Source organism: Pseudomonas atagonensis, assembly GCF_011369485.1.
Lineage (GTDB): Bacteria > Pseudomonadota > Gammaproteobacteria > Pseudomonadales > Pseudomonadaceae > Aquipseudomonas > Aquipseudomonas atagonensis.
Genome location: NZ_VXCA01000007.1, coordinates 62,787 through 82,086, shown reverse-complemented (window position 1 = coordinate 82,086; position 19,300 = coordinate 62,787). Strand labels below are relative to the sequence as shown.

The following is a 19,300-nucleotide window of genomic DNA, read 5'->3' as shown; positions in this document are numbered from 1 at the left end:
CCCTGCCAGTGAGCCAGCACCATGCTCCATGTGTTGTTCAGCGTTTACCTGAAGATGCTGGTGCTCTACAGCCCGTTCTTCGTGCTGTCCTGCTTCATCAGCCTGACCCGCGGTTACTCGCGCAAGGAACAACGTCGCCTGGCCTGGAAAGTCGCCGTCGCGACCTTGGTCTCCAGCGTCCTGCTGTACCTGTTCGGACGGGTGATTTTCGATGTATTCGGGATAACCGTGGACGCCTTCCGGATTGGCGCCGGCAGTGTCCTGTTCATTTCCGCGTTGGGAATGGCCCAGGGAAAACCGGCGGTGCAGGCCGATAACGTGCAGCAGGACGTGACCATCGTCCCGCTGACGATTCCACTGACCGTCGGCCCCGGCACCATCGGTGCGCTGCTGGTGATGGGTGTAAGCCAGCCGCACTGGGACGATAAACTCACCGCCATCATGAGCATTGCGCTGGCCAGTTTCACGGTCGGCGTGGTGCTTTACCTTTCCAATCGTATCGAGCGAATTCTTGGGGATCAGGGCTTGCAGATTGTCAGCCGGCTGATGGGATTGTTCGTTTGCGCATTGGCGGCGCAGATTATCTTTACCGGGGTGAAAGGTTATCTGGTGCCTTGAGTAAATGCCATTGATTAAAAACATCAAGGCGCCCTAACTAAAACTGTTATTGAGTCACCCGACTTTCAGAACAACCTTTCAGTTTCCTCGTCTCCGCGCCCGGCAAGTGTCTTTAGCACTGCCACCCTTTTTTCCTCTGCGTAATCTTCATCCAGCCGTGCAGCAAAGTATTCCGTGTCGACGTGCCCCAGCAAATCGCCCAGTGCAAAGTTTTGGTTGAAAAAATCAAATTCAATTGGCTGGTGAGTAGCCAAATTAAAAATCACACACTTCAAAGTTGAGTCAGCATCAACAACACCTGCCAGAATGCGGATGCGGTGAATAGTTTTTTCTTCACTGACATCGGCCTTTGCTGACTCAATTGCTCGTTGCGTGAAGACTTTCGAAGCCTTACTCTCGCCTTTCAACTCAGAGAATCTTTCCAGCATAAAGTTGAGCGAGTCTTTTTCTTCTGGCGACAGCTCCGATGCCATCGCGGCTACAATCACACCCTTGGGCGTGAAGATTCTATCTTGCGACGTCGAGGAATATTCAAAGGTGAGGCGTCCAGAGGATACGTAGCGGCAATAACGTAGTACTTGAGCGTATCGATCATTCCATTCTTTAAATTCGTGAAGCGTCGGATATTTATTGCTGGAAGACATCTGCATAAAGGCCGACGTGGACAGGATGTCGTTCAGACGTTCACTCGACAATAGACTAGAGCACGCCAGCAGGCTCCCGGCACTTATATAATTTTGGTAGTTCATAACATTCACTCAGAAAAACGATCGGGCGCGATGCGCGCCCGACCCAGTAAATCAGAAACCAAATTCCATTTCCAAAGCAGCGTCCACCGCTTCGTAGAACTTGTTGGCAGCCGCTTCTTTTTTTGCAGTGAAGTCTTCAGGCGGATACATGGTAAAAACCCCATGCCCCTTCGCAACGCTCGACGAGGAAGTTGTCTTGTCGAAAAACGCAATCTGAGTATTGCCAGACTGGATCGTATAGCTGATTGCGCCAACCACCAAATAAACATCTTCATCTTTGTTTTCAGATGCACTGGCAACCCCAAAGTTAGAGCCACCGGCTTTTTTGCCATTCTTTTCGTAAAGCTTGAGGGCTTCCTTGTTACCTTCCAGACCTTTGATAGCGGCCTCCGCGCCCAACTTCATCGCGGCGCCCACAGTTCCACCTACTCCACCGATTGCAGCCTTGATAATATCCAGCACTACATTGGACATGGTTACGCCTGTCGAGGACGTTTCCTCATAGGTGTCCGGCTTGCCAAAGTGTGCCCAACCCATGGCGTTCAGTCCTCTTAGCATGTAGGCCAAACGCAGGGAGGCGTCTTTCTGATTCGGATACTTGATTTCGGCAGACAGGTCGGCAAACAGGAAGGTGCGCTTGATGATGGTCTTGTTCCGCCGGGACATGCCTTCAGGAAAAGCAATCATGGTGGAATTAAGCACTGCAGCATTCAGTGTGTCTTTGTCAGGCAGATCGACTGCGCGACGGATACCGCGAGGCGACTTCATCTCCTGCAACACTGCAATACTTTCCTCACAGCATTTTTCGATGAACGCGATACTCTCTTCTTCATTCATATTTACAGCGGACAGATCATTCATTTATTACATCCATATAATTTTTAAAAATAGAGTCAAATCCGACTCAAGAACAAAACTAAACAATCATTCAAAACCCATCAACCCTTAATACGATTCAACAAGTAAATCAGCGCCACCTCACTCATACATCCATGAGTTCCAGCCGCATATCAATTTCATCCATATCATCATCTTCCAGAATACTTTCTACTTTTTCACGGGTCTCCGCGTAGGCAGCCCTATCCAGATAGAAACTCAGATAATTATGGCGAAACAGTACATCCCCGCCACGCCATTGGAAAAAAAGAAAATTTTCCTCCTGTCGCCGGGATTCAAGGCGCGCATGATTTAGAACAAGCTTCACTCGACCGGCATCGTCCAGCCCGGCAGGAACTGTTTGAAATGATTTACCGTATAAAGTGGCCTTGGCATAGGACAGCAATCCGAGCGGGTGTTTTTCCAGCGCCGAAAAAGCTGCCAGGCTATTATTAAGCATGGGCTCATTGCCCAACGCCTCAACCACCTCAATCATTTTCCGGGAGACAGTTCCGGAAAAATCAGAATACCTATTTTCTCCAGGCTTACGCTCTGTATACCAACCTACATGATTAAGTGTTCTGATGTACAAGTCCAACCAGGCTGTGAGATCAAGTTTCTCATTCACATACCGATCACTCATGATCTGGGCAATCCTGATACTATTTTTAATTGCTTTTTTCTCACCCCGACTCAAACCGCCCATAAAGTTCAGGAATGTATCTCCCATTACGAAGGCGCCTTGCGCCTTATCATTCACTACCTTCTCCCCATCAGCGGAAAAAGCTCTGACCCTTCGCGCAGAAGCCGCTACATTCAGTTCAATTTCGCTCAAGAAATCCAGGCGTTCATTCAGCGGCGGAACATTGCTTGCATCAATACTCACGTAAAATTCCTTTTAATTATTAAATCCGGAAACCCTTAAGAGCCTTTTAAAAAAATGATCCATCTCAAACAAAACACCAACATCGACACTACAAACAACTACCAACCCGACACAAACTTAAATTCATTCGCCATGTTAAAAACCAAAAGCACACGCCTTGGAACTACTCACACCTTCGAGCAAATAGTATTGATCGTTCACTGACTAAAGTTATGTATTACACAACGTCCACGGACATCTGACGGTCAAGTCCGGTGTCGTGATGTTCATTGGAAAATGGAAACAGTTGGTAGCGGTTGCCGTACGGGCGCAGAGGTACGCAGAATCAGGGATTCCCCTACCGCCCTTGAGCATATGCGATGTCGCAGAGGCGGCCCCACCTGTGGGCCGCGCGATTTCAACTTGCCGGCTTAAAGCCGTACCAGCGAGGGGTATAAACCCAGTTTCCACCTTCGGGACGCGGGAATACGCAGGTAGTGGACGAACCGACCAGCACCATGGTGCGCATGTCGACCTGCTCGGGTGTGAGTTGGCCCAATGTGGTGACGCGCATCGTCTGTCCCGGACGACCGATATCGCGGCCCAACACCACCGGTGTTGCAGGCGCACGATGCTGCGCGACAATTTCAAGCGCCCGTCCCAATTGCCACGGACGTGCCCGGGAGATCGGGTTGTAGAAGGCCAGTGCCAGATCTGCCTCGGCAGCGAGATCAAGGCGCTTTTCAATGATCGACCACGGCTTGAGGTTGTCCGACAGCGACATCACGCAGAAGTCATGCCCCAACGGGGCACCGGCCTGCGCAGCGGTAGCGAGCGACGCGGACACGCCGGGGAGAATTTCCAGATCGACGCTGTGCCAGGCCGGATCATCCGACTCGTGCAGCGCTTCGAGCACCGCTGCCGCCATGGCAAACACACCGGGATCACCCGAGGACACCACAATCACTGAACGACCTTGCGCCGCGAGCCTGAACGCGTGACGAGCACGTTGCATCTCTTCGCGGTTGTCGGTGCAGTGTTGCACTTGATCGTCACGGAACGGGCCGGCCATGCGTACATAGGTTTCATAACCGAGTACGTCCGTGGCGCGGGCCAGTTCGGCCTTGACGGCGGGAACCATCAGTTCGGCCGCTCCGGGGCCGAGACCGATTACCGCCAGACGACCGCGTGGACGGCCGACGTTCGCGACATCCAGCGGTTGTTCGGCAATCGCAATGGCCAGGTTGTTCACCTTCACGATCTTCGCCGCCGGGACGGCAACGGTCGCCAGCGCCTCAAGGTCATTTTGCGCGCTGACGAAGCGCAGCGGCACACCCAGTTCAAGCGCAGCCTCACGCAAACTCGTCGAGGCCATTTGACTGTCAGCGGCCAGCAGACACGCCAGCGATTGCAGTGCAACGTGCGCCTGCTGCAATGCCACGCGAACGGCGTTCGGCAGATCAGCGAAATCGGCATTGACCGCCACCGCGACACTGCGCGGATAGATCAGCAATTCGTTGGCACTGACTTGCCGCTCGGCGCTGCCCACATGAATCGAACGTTGCGCCTGCGGATCTTCCGGCAACTGCGCCTGCTCCAGCCACGGCGCCGCACCTTCGACGCGCACGCTGTGTCCGGCAAGCAGATCGGAAACAAAGCGCTTGCCCAGTTCCAGATCCGCCAACGCGTAACCACTCGGCGGATTGAGCAGGCAGGTGCCGAAACGCAATTCACCGCTGGTGGTAATCGCCGCAACGACTTCAAGCCCGGCCGCGATTTCCCGGGCCATGACATTCACACCGCCCAACCCTCCGAGCAACGGCACCACGGCGCTACCGTCTTCGGCAACGGCCAGTACCGGTGGCTCGACGCCCTTTTCCAGAAGCAACGGCGCCAGCGTGCGGATGACGATACCGGCGGCGCACAAGGCAATGATCGGCGTGTCCTGCTGGTAAAGCGTGCGCAGGGTCGCGCCGAATTCCTGATAGGTGCAGTCGGCGCCTTCGACCCGACCACTGAGGCCGTGAATCTGTGCGCCGGGATAAACCTGTTGGATACGCCGTGCCGTGGCCAGGCTGCCCTGACCGAGAATGACGATGGCGGGAGTGGAGTGAGTCATCAGCCTTGCCACCGTTCGCCGGGCACGATGATCAGCGAGAAGTATGGCGAAGACATCGGCTCGACCTCATCGATCGGCACAATTTTCTGATTGGCCATGGTCGCGCGTTCGACGTACAACGCCCGCTCGGCCAGACCGAGCTCTTCGAGCACCTGACGCACTTTGGGGAAATTGCGCCCCAGCTTCATGATCACTGCCGCGTCGGCATCGGCCAGACGTCGTTTCAGTTCTTCATGCGGCAGTACCCCGGACAGTACCGACAGGCTCTGATTGCGATACACCAGCGGCGCACCGAGCACCGAGGCACCGCCGAGCATCGAGCACACGCCCGGCACGACCTGGGCTTCGTAACGTGTGGCCAGGCGATCATGCAGATACATGTAGGAACCGTAGAAGAACGGATCCCCCTCGCAAATCACCGCGACATCGCGACCGGCATCCAGGTGCTCGGCCACCGTCTCGGCGGCTTCGTCGTAGAAGTCGCTGATGACTTGCTCGTAAGACAGCGGTGCCGGCAGCACTTCGGTGGTCACCGGGTACACCAGCGGCAACAGATTTTGTGCGTCCTGCAGGTGCGCCTCGATGATGCCGAATGCGTTGCCCTTCTTGCCCTTGGCGACGAAGTACGCCACCACCGGCGACTCACGCAGCAGGCGCAAAGCCTTGACGGTGATCAGTTCCGGATCACCGGGGCCGACGCCCAGGCCAATCAAACGTCCCTTGGCCTGCATCATTCGATCTCCGTGGCGAGTGCGTTAACGGCGGCGGCGGCCATGGCGCTGCCGCCGAGACGACCTTGCATGATCACAAACGGCACGCCACGACTGTCGGCCGCGAGCGCTGCTTTCGACTCGGCAGCGCCGACAAAGCCCACCGGAAAGCCAAGAATCAACGCCGGTTTCGGTGCGCCGGCATCAAGCATTTCCAGCAGATAAAACAGTGCGGTCGGCGCATTGCCGATCACCACCACGCTGCCTTCCAGATACGGGCGCCACAGCTCCAGCGCGGCAGCCGAGCGTGTATTGCCTAACTCGCGAGCCAAGTCCGGCACGCTCTCGTCGCGCAACGTGCAAATTACTTCATTGTTGGCCGGCAGACGCGCACGGGTTACGCCTTCGGAGACCATGCGCGCATCGCAAAGGATCGGCGCTCCGGCGGCCAGCGCATCGCGCCCGGCCTTGCCCGCGCCCTCGGAGAATTGCAGGCCGTCGACGGCTTCGACCATGCCGCAGGCGTGGATAACCCGCACGGCGAGTTTTTCCAGATCGGCCGGAATGCGCGCCAGATTGGCCTCGCTGCGAATGATCGCGAAGGAGTTGCGATAGATCTCCTGACCGTCGCGGATGTAATCAAGCATCAAGGGGGCTCCGGGAGCGGGCGTCGAGCAAGGTCGCGGCCGCTTCAATAGTAAGGTTGCGTGCGTGCAGCGCGCCGAAACCCGGCAGTGCTGCATCGCGAAAATAGAGGTCGTAATGCCCGGCACTGACGGCCAGCAAGGTCGCCGGGGCACAGTGCGCGGCGGCGCAAGAGCGCGGGCAACCGGAAAGGTGCACGCTGCATCCCGAGGGCAACAAGGCCGCCAGACGCCGGGCATCGTGTTTGGTATCGGCGAGGCTCTTGCCACAACCGCTGAAGCCGGTGCAGGCAATGAGGCGCGTCAGCGGTTCGTCTGCTCGAACCAGCAAGCCGAGCTGCTCAAGACTTTGCAGCACTTGCGCAGCATCCGAAGGGTTCACATTCGGCACCAGCAAACTTTGCCACGGCGTGAAACGCAGACTGCCATCGCCAAACTGTCGGGCCAGCTGCGCTGCGCCGCGCAACATCAGCGGATCAAGACGCCCCAGCGGCGGCACTGCGCCGACATACACCAGATCGCCGGTATCTTGCGGATGAGCGCCAATGTGCAAATCGTCTGCCGTTCGCGCCCGCTGCCAATAGCTGATCGCCTTGATCGGCACGCGCGCTCTCAGTTGTTCGAGAAAGGCCAGCATCGGCAGCTCATCAAGCAGATGGCGCATGCGCGTCTGCTCCGGCCGGGCCAGCTCGAGGAACAGCTCCAGCACTGCAACGACCAAGGCATGGCCGTTTTCCAGTGACACGGCACCAACCGCACGATCCGTCGGGCAACCGGCCAGGCCGAACGCCAGCAACGTCTCGCCCTCACGCTCGAACGCGGACAACCACAGATCATGCGGATGCTCGAGCATCGCCAGGGCTTCACCGCCATCCAGTTGCACGGCGAACTTGGCGCTCAATTGGTGAAAGCACGGATGGCTTTGCAAGGTGTCGAGAATCTGCCCGGCCAGTGCGCGAGTGTCGAAACGCAGCTGCGGGTCGATCCCGGCTGTCGGGCTGAGCATCAGGTTGCGCACATCGTCACCTGCAGCGCTGCGTGGCCCGAGCCCCGCTGCGAGCAAACGGTCGATCAGCGCAGCGCTTTGCTCGCCGATGCCGCGGATTTGCAGATTGGCGCGGTTGGTCGCCTCGATGGCCCCACCGGCAAACTGTTCGGCGGCATTGGCCACGGCATCAGCCTGATCCGCCGTGATCGAACCGCCATTGAGCTTGATCCGGCAGATGCCACCGTCCAATGCCTGGACGATACGCAGCAACCCCGGGCAAGCCGAGGGGCGTATGGCGGTGGACATCGGGCGTTCGTTCAAGGGGCTGACCGGCTGCGTGAGAAAGGCGCTTCGCGGGCGAAGCGCGGTATTATGCCTGCTTTGTCCGGCGGCATGAAAAGTCTGCCCGTCGGAACGGCGTGTTTAGAGGAATATAGATGTCACCCTGGCTGACGGTAGTGGGAATCGGTGAAGACGGCTTCAAGGGCCTGGGCAAAAACGCCCGGCGTGCCCTGATGAGCGCCTCGCGGATCGTCGGCGGCCAGCGTCAACTGGACTTGTTGCCGGTTTGTATTCGTGGTGAACGGCAATTGTGGCCGAGTCCTTTTTCCCTCACGCCCGTACTGGCGCTGCGTGGCGAATCTGTCTGCGTGCTGGCCAGCGGCGACCCGATGTTCTACGGCGTTGGTGCCAGCCTTGCACGCCAGGTACCGAGCGACGAGATGCTGATCCTCCCTGCTCCGTCCTCTTGCTCGTTGGCGGCGGCGCGACTCGGCTGGCCCTTGCAGGACGTGGTGACGCTGTCGCTGGTCGCCCGACCGCTGGCGGCACTCAATGCGCAATTGTTCAGTGGCGTACGGCTGTTGCTGCTAAGCAATGATGGGCAGAGCCCGGCGGCGGTCGCGCAATTGCTTCGCGAACGCGGCTTCGGTTCGAGTCGCCTGAGCGTGCTGGAACATCTGGGCGGCAGTGCCGAGCGGCGGATCGACCGCACCGCCAACGCTTGGGACGACGCTCCGATAGCCGACCTCAACGTCATCGCCATCGAATGCCTCGCCGACGCGAATATCCCGCGCCTGTCGCGCCTCGCCGGGCTGCCCGACTCGGCATTCCGGCACGACGGTCAACTGACCAAACGCGACGTACGCGCGATCACCCTCGCCCGTCTCGCCCCCACTCCCGGCGAACTGCTCTGGGATGTCGGCGCCGGCAGCGGCTCGATCGGTATCGAATGGATGCGCGCGCACCCGAGTTGCCGGGCACTGGCCATCGAAGCCGACGACGGTCGTCAGCAACTGATCGAACACAACCGCGATGCCCTGGGCGTACCTGGCCTGCAATTGATTCGCGGCCGTGCACCGCAGGCACTCGATGGGCTGGAGCGCCCGGACGCGATTTTCATCGGCGGTGGCGTGACCCGTGAAGGGGTTTTCGAACGTTGCTGGGATCAGCTCAAGCCCGGCGGTCGACTGGTGGCCAACGCCGTGACCCTGCAAAGTGAAGTGGCCCTGATGAACTGGCGCGAACGCTTCGGCGGCGAGCTGACACGCCTTCACGTGGCGCAGGCACAACCCCTCGGCGAATTTGACACTTGGCGCCAGGCGTTGCCGATCACCCTGCTCGATCTGGTCAAGCCCCTCGATGCGTGACGAAACCGCCGAACAACCCGCGCCCCTGCGCAGCGGTCTGACCACTGGCAGTTGCGCCACCGCCACCAGCCTCGCCGCCGCCCGCCTGTTGCTCGGCGGCGTTGGCGCCGATGCCGTGCAGATTGTGTTGCCCAAGGGCAAGCAGGTGCAGATGCGTCTGGAGTTCTGTCGTTTGACCGAGGATGGCGCCGAGGCCGGAACCATCAAGGACGCCGGCGACGACCCCGACGTGACTCACGGCGCCCTGCTCTATTCGCGGGTGCGCCTGCTGCCCGAGCCGGGAATACGTTTCAATGCCGGCCTGGGCGTTGGCACCGTAACCCGCCCCGGGCTTGTGCTGGGCGTCGGTGAGCCGGCGATCAATCCGGTGCCGCGCAAGATGATCTCGGATCACCTCTCCTTGCTGGCGGCCGAGACGGGTTACGCCGGTGGCTTCGAGGTCACGGTAAATGTCGAGGGCGGCGAAGCGCTGGCGCTGAAAACCATGAACCCGCGCCTGGGCATTCTCGGCGGCCTGTCGATCCTCGGCACCAGCGGCATCGTCCGGCCGTTTTCCTGCGCCGCGTACATCGCCTCGATCCATCAGGGCATTGATGTCGCCAAGACCAACGGCTATCTGCACATTGCCGCGTGCACCGGCAACGCCAGTGAAGACACCATGCGCCGGGTCTACAACCTGCCGGAAATTGCCCTGATCGAAATGGGCGATTTCGTCGGTGCGGTACTCAAGCATTTGCGCAAAGTGCCTGTGGACAAGCTGAGCCTGTGCGGCGGTTTCGGCAAGATCAGCAAACTCGCGGCCGGGCACATGGATCTGCACTCAAGACATTCGAGCATCGACTTGCCGCAACTGGCGCAGTGGGCGGCGGCGATTGGCGCTGATGAGCTTTTGCAGCAAGGCATTCGTGAGGGCAACACCAGCCAGCAGGCATTGGCGATGGCCAGTGCTGCGGGGATCGCGCTGGGCGATGAGGTCTGTCGCCACGCGTTGAATTTCGCTCGCAGCGTGGTGCCGGCGCAGGTTCAGGTCGAAGTGTTTGCGATTGATCGACAGGGTGGAATTGTTGGTCATGCCGGAGGTTTTCAATGAAGCGGATTCTGCTGCTGGGCGGCGTGACTGAAGCGCTGGCCATCGCCCGCACGTTGGGCCACGAACACATTTACAGCCTGGCCGGAGTTGGCCGGGTGCCGAGCGACTTGACCTGTCAGGTGCGTGTCGGTGGCTATGGCGGCGCTGAAGGTCTGGCGCAATTCATTCGTGACCAAGGCATCGATCTGTTGCTCGACGCCACCCATCCGTACGCCGCACAAATCAGTCAGAACGCCGCCTCCGCTGCGCAACTCACCGGCACTCCCTGCTGGGCTCTGCGCCGCCCGGCGTGGCAACCACAAGCGGGGGATGACTGGCGCGAAGTCAGCGATTGGGCCGAGTTGATCGTCGCGCTCAAACCGTTTCGCCGCCCGCTGTTCACCCTCGGTCGCGAGCCGTTGCAACACCTCGACGAAATCCCTGTGGAGCAGTTCTGGACCTTGCGCGCCCTGGATGTCTACCCCGGCAACGAACGCTGCGAAGTGATCGGCGCCCGTGGGCCGTTTCTGCTTGAGGATGAGCGGGAGCTGTTCGAGCGGCGGCAGATTGATGTGCTGATCAGCAAGAACAGCGGCAGCACCGCCACCGAGCCGAAGCTGGAAGTAGCGCGCGAGCGTGGGGTGCCGGTGCTTGTGTTGAAGCGGCCGGAGTTGGCGGGGGTTGATCGGGAGTTTGGATCAACGTCTGACGTCCTTAAAGCCCTGACGGCGTCAGACTTTTCCTGACTTCAAATTTGTCTGCGAATTTGCCTGCGAATTTTGAGGACGCAGCCGACTGTTTTTAACCACACACTCCACTCAATACTTCGGTTCCTTTAATCCAGACAAGCAGACAGCCAAGAAAAGCGGCTTGCCAGCTTGTATCCCAAGGAATACGATCCCAACATGATCGCTTTTGAACGATCCCGCCTATTTTCCGAATGGCTCGACTCCTTGAAAGACATCAAAGGGAAAGGCCGAATCATCTCCAGGATTAAAACAGCCGAACATGGCAACTTCGGCGACTGCGGGTTCGTCGGTGATACCGTTTATGAAATGCGTGTTCATTACGGCCCCGGTTACAGGATGTATTTCACACGTCGAGGTGAAGTGATTTATCTGCTGCTGATTGGAGGCGACAAATCGACACAAAAGAGAGACATCAAACGCGCCGTGCAGATGGCACATAACATCGGAAATGAGGAGTAAATCATGACCGAAGAATTCGCTCGTTTTGACGCCGCCGAGTACCTCAAAACTCCCGAGGACATGGCGGCATATCTGGACGCCTGTTTTGACGACGACGAAGGCGATGGCGTTCTGATCCGTGCTGCGCTCAATGACATCGCCCGGGCCCAGGGCATGACTCAAGTAGCACGGGACGCAGGTTTGGGCCGCGAAAGTCTTTACAAGGCGTTGAGCAGCACTGGCAATCCCGAATTCGCAACTATCATGAAAGTCATGAAGGCATTGGGTTTGAGATTGCATGCCGTAACGCTATAAAAGCGCTGCGACACCAAACCGCACGACGCTTTTTTACTTATCGGCCCTGATCAGGCTAAATAGCCGCGCCTGATCGCCCACCCAACGGATCTGTCCCATGAACCGACACCGGCTCGCATTTGCCTGGATCGCCTGCTTCGCAGTGCTGTTCAACATGCTCGCCATGCCGATGACGGGAGCGATGGCGCAGACGGCCAATTCACCGGCCGAACAATTGCTTTGGAGCAGTTTCTGCACCGGCAGCGGGACGAAGATGGTGGCGATCAACATCGGCACCACCGATCAGAAAATCCCGCCCAGCGACAGCCACTCAAACATGCAGCATTGCTGGTGCTGCTCAGGGTCGGCGCCATTGGTGGCGCTGCCGGGGCATTCGCCACAGCTGTATTTCGCCCGCTATGAAAGCAATCGCAGCGTCGCGCCTGCCTTGCTGCAAACACCCACGCCGCGCCAGCAATGGCCGAGTCTCAATCCCCGTGCTTCTCCTCTGGTTTGATTTGTTCGCGCAATTGACCTGCGTTTCAAATCGTTCTGGAGAACTGCCATGTTGAACAAACTTATCGTCATCGCCGCGCTGCTGATGCCGGCGTGCTTCGCCAATGCTCACGAATACAAGGCCGGTGAGCTGGAAATCGCCCACCCGTGGTCGCAGGAGCTGCCGCCGAACGCGCCGACGGTCGCCGCGTATTTCATCATTCACAATGCTGGCAAGACGGCTGATCGCCTGCTCAGTGTCGATTCGCCCGTCGCCCCGACAGCCGAGCTGCACGAACACGTGATGCAGGGCGACCTGATGAAAATGCAGCAGGTGCCCAGCGTCGAGATTCCGGCCGGCGGCAACGTGACCTTTGCACCGATGGCCTATCACGTGATGCTGCTGAATCCGACCGACCGCAGCCTGCTGACCGATGGAAAACGCTTTCCGCTGACGATGCATTTCGAGAAGGCCGGAGACGTCACCGTCGAAGTCGCCGTGCAGAAGAAGCCACCGGAAACCACACAGGCTCACGTGCACGCTCAGTAAGCCTACCGGCAAACTCCGCCCATGCGCCCGCTGAGCGCCAGGCCAACCCGGCAACGCCGTCAGACTGAACACCTGACCCGCGGCAGCTGGATTGCCCTGTTCGCCATGTTGATGATCTTCATCGGCCCACTGATTTCTCAGTCGATGCCGATGGATCAGCACGCCTCGACGTCAATGCCAATGAGCATGGACATGTCGATGGACATGCCCGGAATGGATCACTCCGGGCACGCAGCAAAACCCGTCGCCGAACACTGCCCGCCGCAATCCTCGCACCATGTGCTGTGGGAAAAATGCGGCTACTGCAGCCTGCTGTTCAACTGCCCGGCACTGACCGGCGGCGGCACTTTCGCCACGTTCAGCATCGCCCACGTCAACACGTTCACCCCGCCCTCCCCGCGCCTGGGCCATGCCCGGCAGACCTTCTTCCCCGGCGCCCGTACCCGCGCCCCGCCTGTCGCAGCGTAATCACCCACCTCTGATTGCACACGGTAGAGAAGACAGCTTCAGGCTGCCGGCCGTGTCGTTTACGACTGTTTGATGGAAATTGTCATGTCCAGGTTTTCTGCTGTTCCACGCTCGGGCGCTGCCCGGGCGTCCTTTGCCATGAACGAATCGCGGATTCGTTTCTCGCACGCCACCGCCGTCCTTTGCGGCGTATTGCTGTCCCCGCTGGTGCTGGCCGATGAGCATGCCGGCCACGCTGAAGAGGTGAGCCCGACGGTGATCACCGCCATCGCCCCGAGCTCGCCGCTGACCATCGTCACCAACCCGAAAGACCCGCGCCAACCGGTGCCGGCCAGCGACGGCGGCGACTACCTGAAGACCATTCCCGGCTTCGCCCTGGTGCGCAACGGCGGCACCAACGGTGATCCGGTGCTGCGCGGGATGTTCGGTTCGCGCCTGAACATCCTCACCAACGGCAGCATGATGCTCGGCGCCTGCCCCGGCCGGATGGACGCGCCGACCTCGTACATTTCGCCCGAGACCTACGACAAACTCACCGTGATCAAAGGTCCGCAAACCGTGCTCTACGGACCGGGCGCCTCGGCGGGCACCGTGCTGTTCGACCGTGAACCGGAGAACTTCGGCGAACTCGGCACCCGCGTCAACGCAAGCATCCTGGCCGGCTCACACGGGCGCTTTGACAAAGTCGTCGACGCCGCTGCCGGCGGGCCATTGGGCTATGTGCGGGTGATTGGCAACACCGCGCATTCCGATGACTACCGCGACGGCAACAACGACATCGTCGCCTCGCGCTATGACAAGTGGAACGGCGACGTCGCGGTCGGCTGGACCCCGGACGCCGACACCCTGATCGAACTCACCGCCGGCAAGGGCGACGGCGAAGCGCGTTATGCCGGGCGCGGCATGGACGGCTCCCAGTTCCTGCGTGAAAGCCTCGGTCTGCGTTTCGAGAAATCCAACATCACCGACGTGCTGGAGAAGCTCGAAGCGCAGGTCTACTACAACTACGCCGACCACGTGATGGACAACTACACCCTGCGCACGCCGTCCGGCACCGGGATGATGGCCGGTCCCATGGCGTCCAACGTCGACCGCCGCACCCTCGGCGCGCGGATCAAGGCCACCTGGCGCTGGGCCGACATTCAGCTGATTACCGGTCTGGATGCGCAGACCAACGAGCACCGTCAGCGCAGCGGCATGGGCATCGATACCTACAAGGATCAGCCGTACACCAAGGACGCCGACTTCCATAACTACGGCGTGTTTAGTGAACTGACCTGGTACGCCGCCGATCGCGACCGGCTGATCACCGGCGCCCGTGTCGACCGCGCCTCGGCCAGGGATTTCCGGCAGACCACTGGTTCGGGAATGATGTCCCGGCCGAACCCGACTGCCGACGATACCCGTGCCGACACTCTGCCGAGCGGCTTCGTCCGTTACGAGCACGACCTGGCCGACAGCCCGACCACCCTCTACGCCGGCCTCGGCCACGCGCAGCGTTTTCCGGATTACTGGGAGCTGTTTTCGCCCAAGTCCGGCCCGGCCGGTTCGGTCAATGCGTTCGATTCGATCAAGCCGGAAAAAACCACCCAGTTCGACTTCGGCGTGAACTACAAGGACGCCGACCTCGAAGCCTGGGCCTCGGGCTACATCGGCGTGGTGCGCGACTACATCCTGTTCGACTACACCCCGACGATGATGGGCATGAGCACCTCCCGCGCCGAAAACATCGACGCGCGAATCATGGGCGGTGAACTCGGTGCAGCCTACAAACTCACCGACCACTGGAAAGCCGATGCGACCCTGGCCTATGCCTGGGGCAAGAACAGCAGCGACGGCAAGGCACTGCCGCAGATGCCGCCACTGGATGCACGTTTCGGCCTGACCTACAGCGAAGACAACTGGAGCGCGGGCGCACTGTGGAGGGTGGTTGCCGCGCAAAACCGTATCGACCAGAACAAAGGCAACGTGGTCGGCAAGGATTACGACAAGAGCTCGGGCTTCGGCGTGTTCTCGCTCAACGGTGCCTACCGGATCAACAAGAACTGGAAGGTCAGTACCGGCGTCGACAACCTGTTCGGCAAGGCTTACGCCGAACACCTCAACCTGGCGGGCAACGCCGGGTTCGGTTACCCGGCCAACGACCCGCAAGCCATCAATGAGCCGGGGCGCACGCTCTGGACCAAGGTGGACATGAGTTTCTAACCCTCAAGGGCACTCGCTCCCCTTGAGGGAGCGAGTGGCAACAGACAACTAGAAGATCCAAGCCAAGCGGAGCACTCGTGATGAAACAGCCCAAACCGAATTTCTACAACCTGGCCTGGCGTTGGCATTTCTATGCCGGATTGTTCGTCGCGCCATTCATGGTGATGCTGGCCCTGACCGGCATCATTTATCTGTTCAAACCGCAACTCGATTCGCTGATGTACAGCAGCCTGCTCAACGTTCCGGCCGGGCATCACACGGTGTCGGCGGACGACTTGTTGCAGCGGGTGAAAAGCGCTTATCCACAGGGTCAGATTACCCAATACCTGCCGCCGGTGAGCGCCGAACGCAGCGCGCAATTCGTTGTGAAAAATGCGGAGCACGAACTCAATGTGTTCGTCGATCCGTACCACGGCGACATCCTCGGCGAGCAGGATGCCAAGCAGAACCTGCAAGCCATCGCTCGCGCCATCCACGGCGAATTGATGATCGGCACGGTCGGCGACCGCCTCATCGAAATGGCCGCCGGTTGGGGTGTGGTGCTGGTGGTGTCCGGGGTTTTCCTGTGGTGGCCACGCGGCCAGGCTGCGGGGATTCTGTGGCCACGCCTGAACAGTCACGGTCGAGTGCTGTGGCGGGATCTGCACGCAGTCACCGGGTTCTGGGGCGCGGCATTACTGCTGGTGATGCTGCTCAGCGGCATGACCTGGACCGGGTTCTGGGGCAAGCAGTACGCCCAGGTGTGGAACGTGTTCCCGGCTGCGATGTGGGACAACGTACCGACCTCCGACGTCGAGGCCCGCAGCCTCAACAGCGCCACGCGCCAGACCGTGCCGTGGGCGATGGAAAACACGCCAATGCCGATGTCTGGCGATCACGCCGAACACATGGCCCACATGGGCGCCAATGCCGGCCCTGCGGCGCCAGCCATCAGCCTGCAGGACGTGCAAAATATCGCCCTGCAGCGCAAGGTCGAACAGGGCTACAGCATCACCCTGCCCACCACCGCCACCGGTGTTTTCACCATCGCCGTGTTCGCCGACGATCCACGCAACGACGCCACCCTGCATGTCGATCAGTACACCGGCAAAGTCCTCGCCGACGTGCGCTTCGAACAGTACGGCGCCGTCGCCCGGGCCACGGAAATCGGTGTGATGCTCCACGAAGGCAAGATGTTCGGCACCTTCAATCAAATCGTCGTGCTGCTGATCTGTCTGATGATTCTGCTCAGCGCCGTCAGCGGCGTGGTGATCTGGTGGAAGCGTCGGCCGCAGGGCAAGTTCGGCGTACCTCCGCTGCGGCATGACTTGCCGAAATGGAAAACCGGCGTGGTGATCATGCTCGCACTGGCGGTGGTGTTCCCGCTGGTGGGGGCTTCGCTGGTGGTGGTATGGGGGCTCGACCGGCTGTTGCTGTCGCGGTTGGGTCGCCAACCTGAATCTGCCTCAACTTCATCATGAATCAGGCGAGATGCGCGTTTTAGACAGCTCGCTAAACTGCCGGACTCATACGCCGGTCATTTTTAGTGTTGCTGCCTGACGCAAATTTGCCCTTCTGCCCGCGGCCAAAAGCTGCGGGCATTTTATTTTGAAGAAGTGATCCACCGTCTGATGAACAAGTACCTCTTGTCCAGCCTCTGCCTGCTCGCCTTGAACAATGCCCACGCCGACAACACGCCGCTGACGCTGCCCACCGGCACCATTACAGCCCAGGCCGTTGACGATAAAAACGTCAGCCTGACTACACCGACCACCGCCGGTTCGCGCCTGAGTCTCAGCGCGATGGAAACCCCGGCCAGCGTCGAAAGCCTCAGTGGCGAGCAAGTCCGTGCCCGTGGCGATCAAAACGTGCAGGACGCGATATCGCGCAGCACCGGCATCAGCCGCACCGGCACGCCGGGCGATGGCGGTACGTCGTTGCAGGCACGAGGTTTTACCGGGCAGAGTTCGGTGATGCAGCTGTATGACGGCAACCGCATGTACACCGGCATGGGCACCGTCACTTTCCCGGTCGACACCTGGTCGGTGGATCGCGTCGATGTGCTGCGCGGCCCGGCCTCGGTGTTGTATGGCGAAGGCGCGACCGGTGCGGTGGTCAACGTAATTCCGAAGAAACCGTTCGAAGGCGAGATCGAAAACCACATGCGCCTCGGTTACGGCTCGTACGATCGTCAGCAACAGGCCTTCGACAGCGGCGGCTCGCTGACCGATACCCTCAGCTATCGCCTCAACCTCAATCGCCTGCGCAGCCACGGCTGGATTGATCGCGGCGATTTGTCCAGCGACTTCATCAGTGCCGCCCTGCGCTGGCAGGCCACTGACGACCTGGCCTTCACCCTCGCCCACGACTACGGCGACCAGCGCCCGCAAAACTACTTCGGCACACCGCTGATCAACGGCCAGTTGAAGGACAGCCTGCGCAACAAGAACTACAACGTGCGCGACGACAAACAACACTACAACGATCAATGGACGCGCCTGACCAGCGACTGGCAGATCAACGATGCGGTCAGCGCCAGCAATGAGCTGTACTACCTCAAGGCCCAACGCCGCTGGCAGAACGCCGAGAACTACAACTTCAATGCCACCACACAACAGCTGAGCCGCAGTGGTTATTTCGGCATCGGTCACACACAGGAACAGGTCGGGGACCGGCAGACCTTCACCTTCAAACACTCGCTGTTCGGCCTCGACAGCCAGACCGTCAGCGGTGTCGATTACAACCGCATCCGTTTCCAGCTCGACAGCAACTCGCCGTTCAACGACGTCTTGCCGAATGGCCAACCGCTGGATCTGCATCACCCGCAAAACGGCTATTTCGAGAGCAGCAATCCGTACCGCGACCAGTTCGACAGCACCACCAGACAGATGTCGGTGTTTGCCGAAAACCGCACACAACTGAGCGAGCGCTGGTCGCTGGTGACCGGCGTACGTCGCGATTACGTGCATGTCGACCGCACCAATCTGGTCGACGACAGCCAGAGCGACAAGACCCTGACCGGCAACAACTGGAAGGCCGGCCTGGTATTTGCGCTGACGCCACAGACATCGCTCTACGGTCAGATCGCGACCAGTACCGACGGCATCGGCGGCCTGATCTCTCTGAGCCCGAGCCAGCAGCAATACGACTTGTCGACGGCGCGCCAGACCGAAGTCGGCCTCAAGCAACTGTTCTGGGATCAGCGCGGTGAGTTCACACTGGCGGCCTATCGCATCGTCAAGAAGAAGCTGCTGACGGACGATCCGGGCAACCCGACGCTCAAGCAGCAGGTCGGCCAGCAATCATCCAATGGCCTGGAAGCCAGCCTCAATCTGCAACTGCCGCACGCCTGGCAACTGCAAGCCAACGCGGCAATCGTCAAAGCCAAATACGACGACTTCTCCGAGGTGGTCAACGGCCAGACCCTCTCGTACAACGGCAACCGCCCGGTGGACGTGCCTCGACGCACCGCCAACCTGTGGCTGAGCAAAGCCATCAACGATGACCTCAAGGCTGGCGCCGGGGTGCGTTATGTCGATGCCCGTTATGCCGACCTGGCCAACCGCAACGAGCTACCGAGTTACACCGTTGTCGACGCGACCCTGTCGTGGCGGGCACTGCGCAACACCACGCTGGGTCTGCAGGTGAACAACCTGTTCGACCGCCAGTACGCGCAGAGTCAATACAACGAGGGGCAGCAATGGATTCTCGGCGAACCAAGGTCATTCTTCGTCACCGCTGACTACACCTTTTGATTGATAGGCCTCTTCGCGAGCAAGCCCGCCAACACAGGGACGACGCAAAACCTGTGTCAGCAAACTTGCTCGCGTAAACG

Annotated in this window: 19 protein-coding genes; 12 read left to right on the top strand and 7 right to left on the bottom strand. The window is 59.7% G+C overall.

Annotated elements, in window-relative coordinates:
* Window positions 1-21: 21 nt before the first annotated feature.
* Window positions 22-618 (top strand): MarC family protein, encoded by a 597-nt coding sequence (locus F2P67_RS05225; protein ID WP_025111770.1) that lies wholly within the window; start codon window positions 22-24, stop codon window positions 616-618.
* Window positions 619-683: 65 nt separating this feature from the next.
* On the opposite strand, the gene F2P67_RS05220 is transcribed toward F2P67_RS05225, so the two are convergent.
* The 7 genes from F2P67_RS05220 to cobG form a co-directional block, all read right to left on the bottom strand.
* Window positions 684-1,367: a hypothetical protein gene (locus tag F2P67_RS05220; RefSeq protein ID WP_166218216.1), complete on the bottom strand. Its 684-nt coding sequence runs from the start codon at window positions 1,365-1,367 to the stop codon at window positions 684-686.
* Between the two features lie 51 nt (window positions 1,368-1,418).
* Window positions 1,419-2,228 (bottom strand): hypothetical protein, encoded by an 810-nt coding sequence (locus F2P67_RS05215; RefSeq protein WP_166218213.1) that lies wholly within the window; start codon window positions 2,226-2,228, stop codon window positions 1,419-1,421.
* Between the two features lie 121 nt (window positions 2,229-2,349).
* A complete protein-coding gene (locus F2P67_RS05210; RefSeq protein ID WP_166218210.1) occupies window positions 2,350-3,129 on the bottom strand; it encodes a hypothetical protein in 780 nt (259 codons plus the stop codon).
* 397 nt (window positions 3,130-3,526) lie between these two features.
* Window positions 3,527-5,227 (bottom strand): precorrin-3B C(17)-methyltransferase, encoded by a 1,701-nt coding sequence (gene cobJ / locus F2P67_RS05205; RefSeq protein WP_166218207.1) that lies wholly within the window; start codon window positions 5,225-5,227, stop codon window positions 3,527-3,529.
* Window positions 5,227-5,961 carry a precorrin-2 C(20)-methyltransferase gene (locus tag F2P67_RS05200; protein WP_425511014.1) on the bottom strand — a complete coding sequence of 245 codons (735 nt, stop codon included), beginning with the start codon at window positions 5,959-5,961 and terminating at the stop codon, window positions 5,227-5,229. The genes cobJ and F2P67_RS05200 overlap by 1 nt, the downstream gene beginning before the upstream one ends.
* Window positions 5,958-6,584 (bottom strand): precorrin-8X methylmutase, encoded by a 627-nt coding sequence (locus F2P67_RS05195; RefSeq protein WP_166218204.1) that lies wholly within the window; start codon window positions 6,582-6,584, stop codon window positions 5,958-5,960. Before F2P67_RS05195 ends, F2P67_RS05200 begins: the two co-directional genes overlap by 4 nt.
* Entirely contained in the window at window positions 6,577-7,875 is a 1,299-nt protein-coding gene (cobG, locus tag F2P67_RS05190) for a precorrin-3B synthase (protein WP_166218201.1), read from the bottom strand. Before cobG ends, F2P67_RS05195 begins: the two co-directional genes overlap by 8 nt.
* A gap of 131 nt (window positions 7,876-8,006) precedes the next feature.
* Here cobG and cbiE point away from each other — a divergent pair, with 131 nt between their 5' ends.
* From cbiE to F2P67_RS05135, 11 genes are all read left to right on the top strand, one after another.
* Window positions 8,007-9,218, top strand: coding sequence for a precorrin-6y C5,15-methyltransferase (decarboxylating) subunit CbiE (gene cbiE / locus F2P67_RS05185; RefSeq protein ID WP_166218198.1), 1,212 nt, complete (start codon window positions 8,007-8,009; stop codon window positions 9,216-9,218).
* Window positions 9,211-10,308, top strand: coding sequence for a cobalt-precorrin-5B (C(1))-methyltransferase (locus F2P67_RS05180; RefSeq protein WP_166218195.1), 1,098 nt, complete (start codon window positions 9,211-9,213; stop codon window positions 10,306-10,308). The genes cbiE and F2P67_RS05180 overlap by 8 nt, the downstream gene beginning before the upstream one ends.
* Entirely contained in the window at window positions 10,305-11,033 is a 729-nt protein-coding gene (locus tag F2P67_RS05175; protein WP_166218193.1) for a cobalt-precorrin-6A reductase, read from the top strand. Before F2P67_RS05180 ends, F2P67_RS05175 begins: the two co-directional genes overlap by 4 nt.
* A 159-nt stretch (window positions 11,034-11,192) precedes the next feature.
* A complete protein-coding gene (locus F2P67_RS05170; protein WP_166218190.1) occupies window positions 11,193-11,495 on the top strand; it encodes a type II toxin-antitoxin system RelE/ParE family toxin in 303 nt (100 codons plus the stop codon).
* A gap of 3 nt (window positions 11,496-11,498) precedes the next feature.
* The gene (locus F2P67_RS05165; protein ID WP_007914567.1) at window positions 11,499-11,789 is read left to right on the top strand and encodes an addiction module antidote protein; all 291 of its coding nucleotides are present in this window, start codon (window positions 11,499-11,501) and stop codon (window positions 11,787-11,789) included.
* 97 nt (window positions 11,790-11,886) lie between these two features.
* Window positions 11,887-12,285, top strand: a complete 399-nt coding sequence (locus tag F2P67_RS05160; RefSeq protein ID WP_166218187.1) for a DUF2946 domain-containing protein — start codon at window positions 11,887-11,889, stop codon at window positions 12,283-12,285.
* A gap of 48 nt (window positions 12,286-12,333) precedes the next feature.
* On the top strand, window positions 12,334-12,813 hold the full coding sequence (locus F2P67_RS05155) for a copper chaperone PCu(A)C (RefSeq protein ID WP_166218184.1): 480 nt from the start codon (window positions 12,334-12,336) through the stop codon (window positions 12,811-12,813).
* A 21-nt stretch (window positions 12,814-12,834) separates the two neighbouring features.
* Window positions 12,835-13,281, top strand: a complete 447-nt coding sequence (locus F2P67_RS05150; protein ID WP_166218182.1) for a DUF2946 domain-containing protein — start codon at window positions 12,835-12,837, stop codon at window positions 13,279-13,281.
* Between the two features lie 84 nt (window positions 13,282-13,365).
* Entirely contained in the window at window positions 13,366-15,486 is a 2,121-nt protein-coding gene (locus F2P67_RS05145; RefSeq protein ID WP_166218179.1) for a TonB-dependent copper receptor, read from the top strand.
* Between the two features lie 80 nt (window positions 15,487-15,566).
* A complete protein-coding gene (locus tag F2P67_RS05140; protein WP_166218176.1) occupies window positions 15,567-16,946 on the top strand; it encodes a PepSY-associated TM helix domain-containing protein in 1,380 nt (459 codons plus the stop codon).
* Between the two features lie 150 nt (window positions 16,947-17,096).
* Window positions 17,097-19,220, top strand: a complete 2,124-nt coding sequence (locus tag F2P67_RS05135) for a TonB-dependent receptor (protein ID WP_166218173.1) — start codon at window positions 17,097-17,099, stop codon at window positions 19,218-19,220.
* Window positions 19,221-19,300: the final 80 nt, after the last annotated feature.

What these genes read in the sequence shown, in the direction of transcription:
- cobG (WP_166218201.1), bottom strand. Translation starts at nt 7,875, where the DNA reads ATGTCCACCGCCATACGCCCCTCGGCTTGCCCGGGGTTGCTGCGTATC.
- F2P67_RS05215 (WP_166218213.1), bottom strand. Translation starts at nt 2,228, where the DNA reads ATGAATGATCTGTCCGCTGTAAATATGAATGAAGAAGAGAGTATCGCG.
- F2P67_RS05200 (WP_425511014.1), bottom strand. Translation starts at nt 5,961, where the DNA reads ATGATGCAGGCCAAGGGACGTTTGATTGGCCTGGGCGTCGGCCCCGGT.
- cobJ (WP_166218207.1), bottom strand. Translation starts at nt 5,227, where the DNA reads ATGACTCACTCCACTCCCGCCATCGTCATTCTCGGTCAGGGCAGCCTG.
- F2P67_RS05160 (WP_166218187.1), top strand. Translation starts at nt 11,887, where the DNA reads ATGAACCGACACCGGCTCGCATTTGCCTGGATCGCCTGCTTCGCAGTG.
- F2P67_RS05195 (WP_166218204.1), bottom strand. Translation starts at nt 6,584, where the DNA reads ATGCTTGATTACATCCGCGACGGTCAGGAGATCTATCGCAACTCCTTC.
- cbiE (WP_166218198.1), top strand. Translation starts at nt 8,007, where the DNA reads ATGTCACCCTGGCTGACGGTAGTGGGAATCGGTGAAGACGGCTTCAAG.
- F2P67_RS05155 (WP_166218184.1), top strand. Translation starts at nt 12,334, where the DNA reads ATGTTGAACAAACTTATCGTCATCGCCGCGCTGCTGATGCCGGCGTGC.
- F2P67_RS05175 (WP_166218193.1), top strand. Translation starts at nt 10,305, where the DNA reads ATGAAGCGGATTCTGCTGCTGGGCGGCGTGACTGAAGCGCTGGCCATC.
- F2P67_RS05225 (WP_025111770.1), top strand. Translation starts at nt 22, where the DNA reads ATGCTCCATGTGTTGTTCAGCGTTTACCTGAAGATGCTGGTGCTCTAC.
- F2P67_RS05220 (WP_166218216.1), bottom strand. Translation starts at nt 1,367, where the DNA reads ATGAACTACCAAAATTATATAAGTGCCGGGAGCCTGCTGGCGTGCTCT.
- F2P67_RS05165 (WP_007914567.1), top strand. Translation starts at nt 11,499, where the DNA reads ATGACCGAAGAATTCGCTCGTTTTGACGCCGCCGAGTACCTCAAAACT.
- F2P67_RS05135 (WP_166218173.1), top strand. Translation starts at nt 17,097, where the DNA reads ATGAACAAGTACCTCTTGTCCAGCCTCTGCCTGCTCGCCTTGAACAAT.
- F2P67_RS05150 (WP_166218182.1), top strand. Translation starts at nt 12,835, where the DNA reads ATGCGCCCGCTGAGCGCCAGGCCAACCCGGCAACGCCGTCAGACTGAA.
- F2P67_RS05145 (WP_166218179.1), top strand. Translation starts at nt 13,366, where the DNA reads ATGTCCAGGTTTTCTGCTGTTCCACGCTCGGGCGCTGCCCGGGCGTCC.
- F2P67_RS05140 (WP_166218176.1), top strand. Translation starts at nt 15,567, where the DNA reads ATGAAACAGCCCAAACCGAATTTCTACAACCTGGCCTGGCGTTGGCAT.
- F2P67_RS05180 (WP_166218195.1), top strand. Translation starts at nt 9,211, where the DNA reads ATGCGTGACGAAACCGCCGAACAACCCGCGCCCCTGCGCAGCGGTCTG.
- F2P67_RS05170 (WP_166218190.1), top strand. Translation starts at nt 11,193, where the DNA reads ATGATCGCTTTTGAACGATCCCGCCTATTTTCCGAATGGCTCGACTCC.